At 39.2% G+C, this 6,000-nt stretch carries 4 protein-coding genes; 1 reads left to right on the top strand and 3 read right to left on the bottom strand.

Going from position 1 to position 6,000, the window contains the following annotated elements:
* Positions 1 to 494 precede the first annotated feature (494 nt).
* The gene (locus AAOP42_RS23145; RefSeq protein ID WP_349530971.1) at positions 495 to 2,690 is read left to right on the top strand and encodes a 2OG-Fe(II) oxygenase; all 2,196 of its coding nucleotides are present in this window, start codon (positions 495 to 497) and stop codon (positions 2,688 to 2,690) included.
* 23 nt (positions 2,691 to 2,713) lie between these two features.
* On the opposite strand, the gene AAOP42_RS23140 is transcribed toward AAOP42_RS23145, so the two are convergent.
* From AAOP42_RS23140 to AAOP42_RS23130, 3 genes are all read right to left on the bottom strand, one after another.
* Entirely contained in the window at positions 2,714 to 2,839 is a 126-nt protein-coding gene (locus tag AAOP42_RS23140; protein ID WP_349530970.1) for a hypothetical protein, read from the bottom strand.
* A 674-nt stretch (positions 2,840 to 3,513) separates the two neighbouring features.
* Complete coding sequence (locus AAOP42_RS23135) at positions 3,514 to 4,527, bottom strand: glycosyltransferase family 2 protein (RefSeq protein WP_349530969.1); 1,014 nt, start codon at positions 4,525 to 4,527, stop codon at positions 3,514 to 3,516.
* A 5-nt stretch (positions 4,528 to 4,532) separates the two neighbouring features.
* On the bottom strand, positions 4,533 to 5,531 hold the full coding sequence (locus AAOP42_RS23130) for an NAD-dependent epimerase/dehydratase family protein (RefSeq protein ID WP_349530968.1): 999 nt from the start codon (positions 5,529 to 5,531) through the stop codon (positions 4,533 to 4,535).
* Positions 5,532 to 6,000: the final 469 nt, after the last annotated feature.

The raw sequence follows: 6,000 nt of genomic DNA, 5'->3' as shown, positions 1-6,000 counted from the left end.
AAATTAGTAGTAGTTTTCATGACTCTTTAGTTTTATTTTGAAACATTGTAATTATGAAACAAAGGTCATACATCCGGCATCCCCATATATCGGGGTTTTTCCAAACTTAAAAATTTAGGGGTTTTACCTAGAAGGAGATTTTGAGGTAAATAATGGATAGGGAGTTGCTGTGGCGGCTCTTATAAGTCACCATCCCTTAGTCTTTTATCTCTATGAGATACCTGCGGAGGTAGAAATCTCATGGCGGAGGGCTACTTTGCTAATTTTCACTACCATTTGCAGGATGTGATTTATTATTTAGGTTCTGTCGATAAAGTTCGCTCTTTGCTTTACTAAGTTTTTAAAGATTGGTAAGGCTCTTCAAAATACAAGCTTTAAGAACCCTGAAAGGCTTCTCAAAGCACATTATAGTCTAAATAAATGCAAAACTGTTGTACATCGACACCAGGTTTTTCAAACGGGGTTCTTATATTCGAGCTTTCAAACAATATGCTATGACCAATTGGAAAAAAGATATTTTGAGCTGTCTGAATGAAATCAAAGGTAGTGGCTCATTTGCCAGTAGTCGCTCAGCCCCATTTGTATTTCCCGGTTTGGAAGTGGAAAGTGTGGGCGAACTGTCATACCCTATCAATGAACTGCAGGCAAAAGCGTTGATAAATACAGCCCACAAAGCTCCTTTTGGAAAAGGAAGCAGTACTATTGTAGACGATAAAGTTCGGAGTGCCTGGGAAATAGATGCCGCTATACTGAAATTTAACGGCGATAAATGGGTAAAATTTCTACACAAAGCATTATCCGCCATCAAGCCAGATTTAGGCATAGAAGAAGATGAGATCACGGCCCACCTCTATAAAATGCTCATTTATGAAAAAGGTGACTTTTTCCTTCCCCATAAAGATTCCGAAAAAGAAAAAGGAATGTTTGGTACGTTGGTTATCGGCCTGCCGTCGCGACACAGTGGGGGTGATCTGTTGGTGCGGTTTGATGGAAAGGAAAAAGTAATAAAGTTTGATGATTGCTGTGATGATGGTGTTATGCCTTATGCTGCTTTTTATGCTGATTGCGACCATGAGATCAGACCGCTGACCTCCGGGTACAGGGTGGTATTGGTGTATAACCTCATCCAACTAAAGGTGGGAAAACAAATCCATTTGGAACCGCTTGAAAAACATGTAACAAAGCTGGCCAATCTATTAAAAGCGGATGCGAACCATACTGATATGGTTCCCAGAATTATTTTGCTGGGGCACCAATATACACCGGAAAATTTTTCAACCGAAGGGCTGAAACTGGATGATCGTACCAGAGCCGAAGCACTGCTGAGAGCGGCAAGACAAGCGGGGTATTATGCCAAAATGTGCCTGGTAACTTCTTATAAAGCCGGTACTCCGGCTTATGATGGGTATGGGTATGAGGATGGATCGGATGAGGATACAGTAATAGAGGATGTATATGATGAATCGCTGTATATAGAGCATTGGTTGAATGAGGGTGTTCCGCCGTTACGCAATATTACATTTGAAGAAAATGACCTGCTGGCCTCATTTCATCTGGACGATGATGAGCCGATCGTAAAAGAATCCACAGGCTATATGGGCAACTATGGTCCGGATATCATGCACTGGTATCACTATGGTGCGGTAATACTTTGGTCTGCAAAGACGCATGAAAAATTACTCCCGGAGCAAACTACAGCCAACAAGCTGGAGTGGATTGCCTATTACAACAAAAACCGGGACTGGCTAAGCAAAAGCGAAATCACATGGTGTGAAACCATCCTGTCAGGCCCCCTCGATGAAGAAAGATACTACGAAAGTGCTGACTATAACATTATTGTGGACTGGTTATTAGGTGAGAACGATGTATCCTGCTTTCACAAGATTGGAAATCGGTTGCTGAAAGAGTATTTCTTAAAAATTGATGCGTCACACTGGGCAAAACTGACCCATTCTTATCCCACAAAATACCTGGAAGCCATATTTACTGAGGTTAGTCAGCAAGGTAATCCACAAGTTATTGAGCACCTGCTGGCCATACTCCATACTTTGGATACACAACCGGATTGCAGGAGCCTGGTAGGTTTGATACTGAAAGCTTTGCCAGGGTATTTTGCGGAGCATAAAAAGAACGTGCCGCCTGTAACGGCAAAATCGTTACGAGATATATTGAGCCTGGAAAGCACGTTTCCACAAAATAAAGCATGGGTCGACACGATGACAGCCATTCTTGTCACACACACACAAAGAAGCTATATCAATGCTGTTCTGGCCGGCGAAATCATTGCTATGAATAAGCGAACCAAGTTGGCCTATCAACTACTGCTGGTGTGTCGTGACGATTTACAAAACCGGGTGAGTGATAAACCGCAACCACCGGGAGACTGGTCACGTCCGGTACCCCGGACAAAGAGATATTTCGAGCAATGGAAGTTATTGGCCGGGTTTATGCAATCGCCTGTGGAGCAGGTTTTTGATTACCGCAAAAATCAGCAGGAAAGAGAGTGGTTAGAGGATGCCATCAGAAATGTTGAAACAGACCTAACCATAGAAACCATCAGAAAAGGGTCTCCACATACCCTGCGTATCACGAAAACACAGGCTGCCTACAAAAGGCAATTAAAAGAATGGAATGAGGACGCCAGTTTACTGAAAAAAGTAAAAGAGAAACTGGAAACTTTTTCCAGATAGTCATAAATAGAGAACAGGAGAGTTTATTCATACTTCTCCAAATGACTGTAGTCTTCTGGAAGCTCTGCATCAATATCATGCAAGTATTTTTTCAATGAGTCAATAGAAGAGTGTCCGGTAATCAACATCATTTTCTCAAGTGTTTCCATGTGTTTAAAGTTCTTGCATAAATTTTTGTACAATTCTGGCTGTGAAGGTATGTCTAAATGAATACATGGTATATTCATCATTTAGATTGAAGTGTTTTTTTACTTTTAAATACCTATCAGACCAGTAGCTTCTTCTGACAGAATCTTTTTTTCTACACTATCAGAAAATAGAAGTTTATCTGGATTTGATAAATCAAACTTTGATAAGTCCTTATTTAAGATTTCGAGTATAATCTTAATTTTAGCAAAAACCACCAAACGTTTATTTGTAAGATATTGGCTGTAAAAAGTTGAAGGATACTAGCATTAAGTAAAGTTTAAATTGGCGTATTTTATTAGTTTTGAAAAAAACTATGAAGAAGTATGTAATTCATTTACTTAAGGAAGAAGTTGAGCAATTGCACTGTATAATCAAAAAAAGGTTCTCACATTTCCCAGGTCTTTCGTGCTGCTTATGTTTTACTTAACTGTGATGAAGGAGAACACTCAGACAAGGTTACATAACAGTAGTTTGTTTTAGCATATTTTTTTGATGAGACTCCTGCTTTCGCAGGAGAAATGTATCCATTCGAATCTTCGTTTTTGGTTTGTTTGCTTGAGTTTTCTGATATCGCCAGAATTACCGTCATGTCTGCGGAGGCAGGCATCTTATGAAGAAAATTACTGTTGAAATTCTAAACAAAAAACCAATAATCTTTCACAGGTTTTTTGCCCAGGGAAATAAGTAGTTTCTGTATTTCTGCTTTTCCTTCCGGAGATGTTACCACAATGATTATTTGTGGACTTTCAATTTCTTTGAGGTCATCAAAATGTTGTAATACCACACCATAGATGTCGTTCCCTATTTTCCTTTCATTGTCGCAAACCCAATGGAAAGTGTCTTTATGAGAAAGTAATAATTTGGCCATATCCTTTCCATTTTTTCCGGCTCCCCATAATACCAAAGGCCTGGATTTGTCCCTGTCTATTTCATAGAAAAACCTCAATTTCAAATCAAAGTATCTGTTGTCTTTGTATTCTTCCCATGTTCGTGAAATGCGATTGGACCTGTCTCTCCAGTAGTGGAGGATTTTGTCAATTCCCACCACATTCAACCCCAATCGATACATGCGAAAACACAGGTCGTAATCTTCAGGGTAAATAATAGGATCAAATGCACCAACTGCATCAAAGTCTTCTTTGTGAATGATCCAACAGTGCGAAGGAATGACACATTCCTGATAAATTTCCTGATAGTGCGTACTTGTTTTGGCTACCTGATTCAACCAGTTTTCATAACGAAGGAAACCATCTCCAACTTCTCCTTCATCTACAAAATGTTGAGTGCCCCCGGCTATTACGGTTCCTTTTCCATATTTTTTCCATTCATCCACCAATATCTGAAGTTTGTAGTCGGGCATTTTATCATCCGAATCCATTCTATTGATCAGAGTTCCTTTTACCTGAGCATAACCTTCCTGTAGAGTAGGGATGAGCTTATGTCCTACGCTGTTAAAAACCCTGATTCTGGCATCTTTTGCAGCGTATTCTTGCAAAATGGCTGGGGTTTCATCACTCGAATGATCATTTACAGCAATCAATTCCCAATGCTGATAGGATTGAGCAATAATAGAATCGATACAGTCGTGTAAGTAAGGTGCAGTGTCTTTCACCGCCATAATTACGGATACTAAAGGTTGGTCATTCATTGTAGTTAGGAGTGATTCCAGTTGTTTGGCAGGTTCTTGGTTATTTCAATATTTTCGAATTGTTGGCTTGGTTGATGCCCGTTGGCTCTAACCCATTGAGCCATTTTGAAAAGTCCCTCATGTAGGTCTGTGAATTGCTTTGGTTTAAATATTTCTTTGAACTTAGAGTGGTCAGCATAAGCATGAAGAACTTCTTTGCGTTGCTCTAGTTTGCGTATGTCAAGTTTGGTTTCCATGGCAAGATTCACAGCGTCTGCGAGTTCACGGACGGTATGCACTGAGTCATTTCCTATGTTGAAAGTTTGATTGATTGCCTCCGGGACATTTACGGAGTTAGCAATGTAGGGAGCCACATCATCGATGTAAGTGAAAGACCTGCTTTGCTGCCCATCTCCAAAAATGGTAAGTGACTGTTTTGCCAAGATTTGGTTCATGAAAATGCCAATTACATTACGGTATTTGTCTGCAATATTCTGATTGATGCCATATACATTGTGAGGCCTGAAAATTACATAGTTTAGACCGAACATCTTTTGAGCATTTAGAAGATCCATCTCTATTGCATATTTGGCTATGCCATAAGGATCTTCCGGACAAGGAGGGTTGGACTCCTTCATCGGCAGAGTACCTGTTCCATATACTGCAATAGAAGAGGTGAATACAAAACACTTTACCTCATGATTTACTGATGCATTAATTAAGTTGATGCTTCCCATAAGGTTGTGTTCATAGTTGAATTTTCTGATGAAATGACTTAACCCTTCAGCGGCATAGGCTGCCAGATGATAGACATAAGTGAACTTATATTTTTCGAATAACTTATTCACCAGACTTTCATCGGTTATAGAACCAGCATAAAATCTGGCAGATGGGCGAACGTTTTTTTTAACTCCACCAGAGAGATCATCAAGTACTATAACTCTATGTCCAAGAGCAATAAGATTATTGGCGACATAAGATCCTATAAAGCCTGCACCACCAGTAACAAGTGAAGTGATTTTCATTGGGCAAACCTACAAAAATTAGTGAACTGATTTGATTCTTAAGAATTGAAGCGCAGATTTAACAGAATTGTTTAGGGTTGAATTGTTTCTCAAATACATATCTTTCTGTAAGTACCGGAAATCTTGGGGAAAATAATAATCTTCAAGACTCATCTTTTTGTCAGGTATAGAAAGCTCTAGCCACACACTGACCAGTACCTCAGAAAATTTTGTGAAGCTATATGGAAGGCTTAAAAAGTTAACATCCATTGGGATATGGGATTAATCCAAGAAAACACAATCGAAAAATGACGCTATAGGTGAAAAAATTAGATTATAAAAAGTCAATTTTAAAAAAAATCTTTTTTTAAAAGGCAAAGTGATAAAAGGCAACTCCTCCCAATGCCCAAATTGCATCAGCTATAAGGTTTACAGATATGTTTTGAACGCTGTTTTTTTAAATTATTAAATCAGTTGATACTCTTAACAA

Source organism: Reichenbachiella sp. MALMAid0571 (assembly GCF_040151475.1).
Lineage (GTDB): Bacteria > Bacteroidota > Bacteroidia > Cytophagales > Cyclobacteriaceae > CAXBNB01.
The sequence above is the reverse complement of the archived record's forward strand: the minus strand, read 5'-3'. Positions and strand labels throughout refer to the sequence as shown.

What these genes read in the sequence shown, in the direction of transcription:
- AAOP42_RS23140 (WP_349530970.1), bottom strand. Translation starts at nt 2,839, where the DNA reads ATGGAAACACTTGAGAAAATGATGTTGATTACCGGACACTCTTCTATT.
- AAOP42_RS23145 (WP_349530971.1), top strand. Translation starts at nt 495, where the DNA reads ATGACCAATTGGAAAAAAGATATTTTGAGCTGTCTGAATGAAATCAAA.
- AAOP42_RS23135 (WP_349530969.1), bottom strand. Translation starts at nt 4,527, where the DNA reads ATGAATGACCAACCTTTAGTATCCGTAATTATGGCGGTGAAAGACACT.
- AAOP42_RS23130 (WP_349530968.1), bottom strand. Translation starts at nt 5,531, where the DNA reads ATGAAAATCACTTCACTTGTTACTGGTGGTGCAGGCTTTATAGGATCT.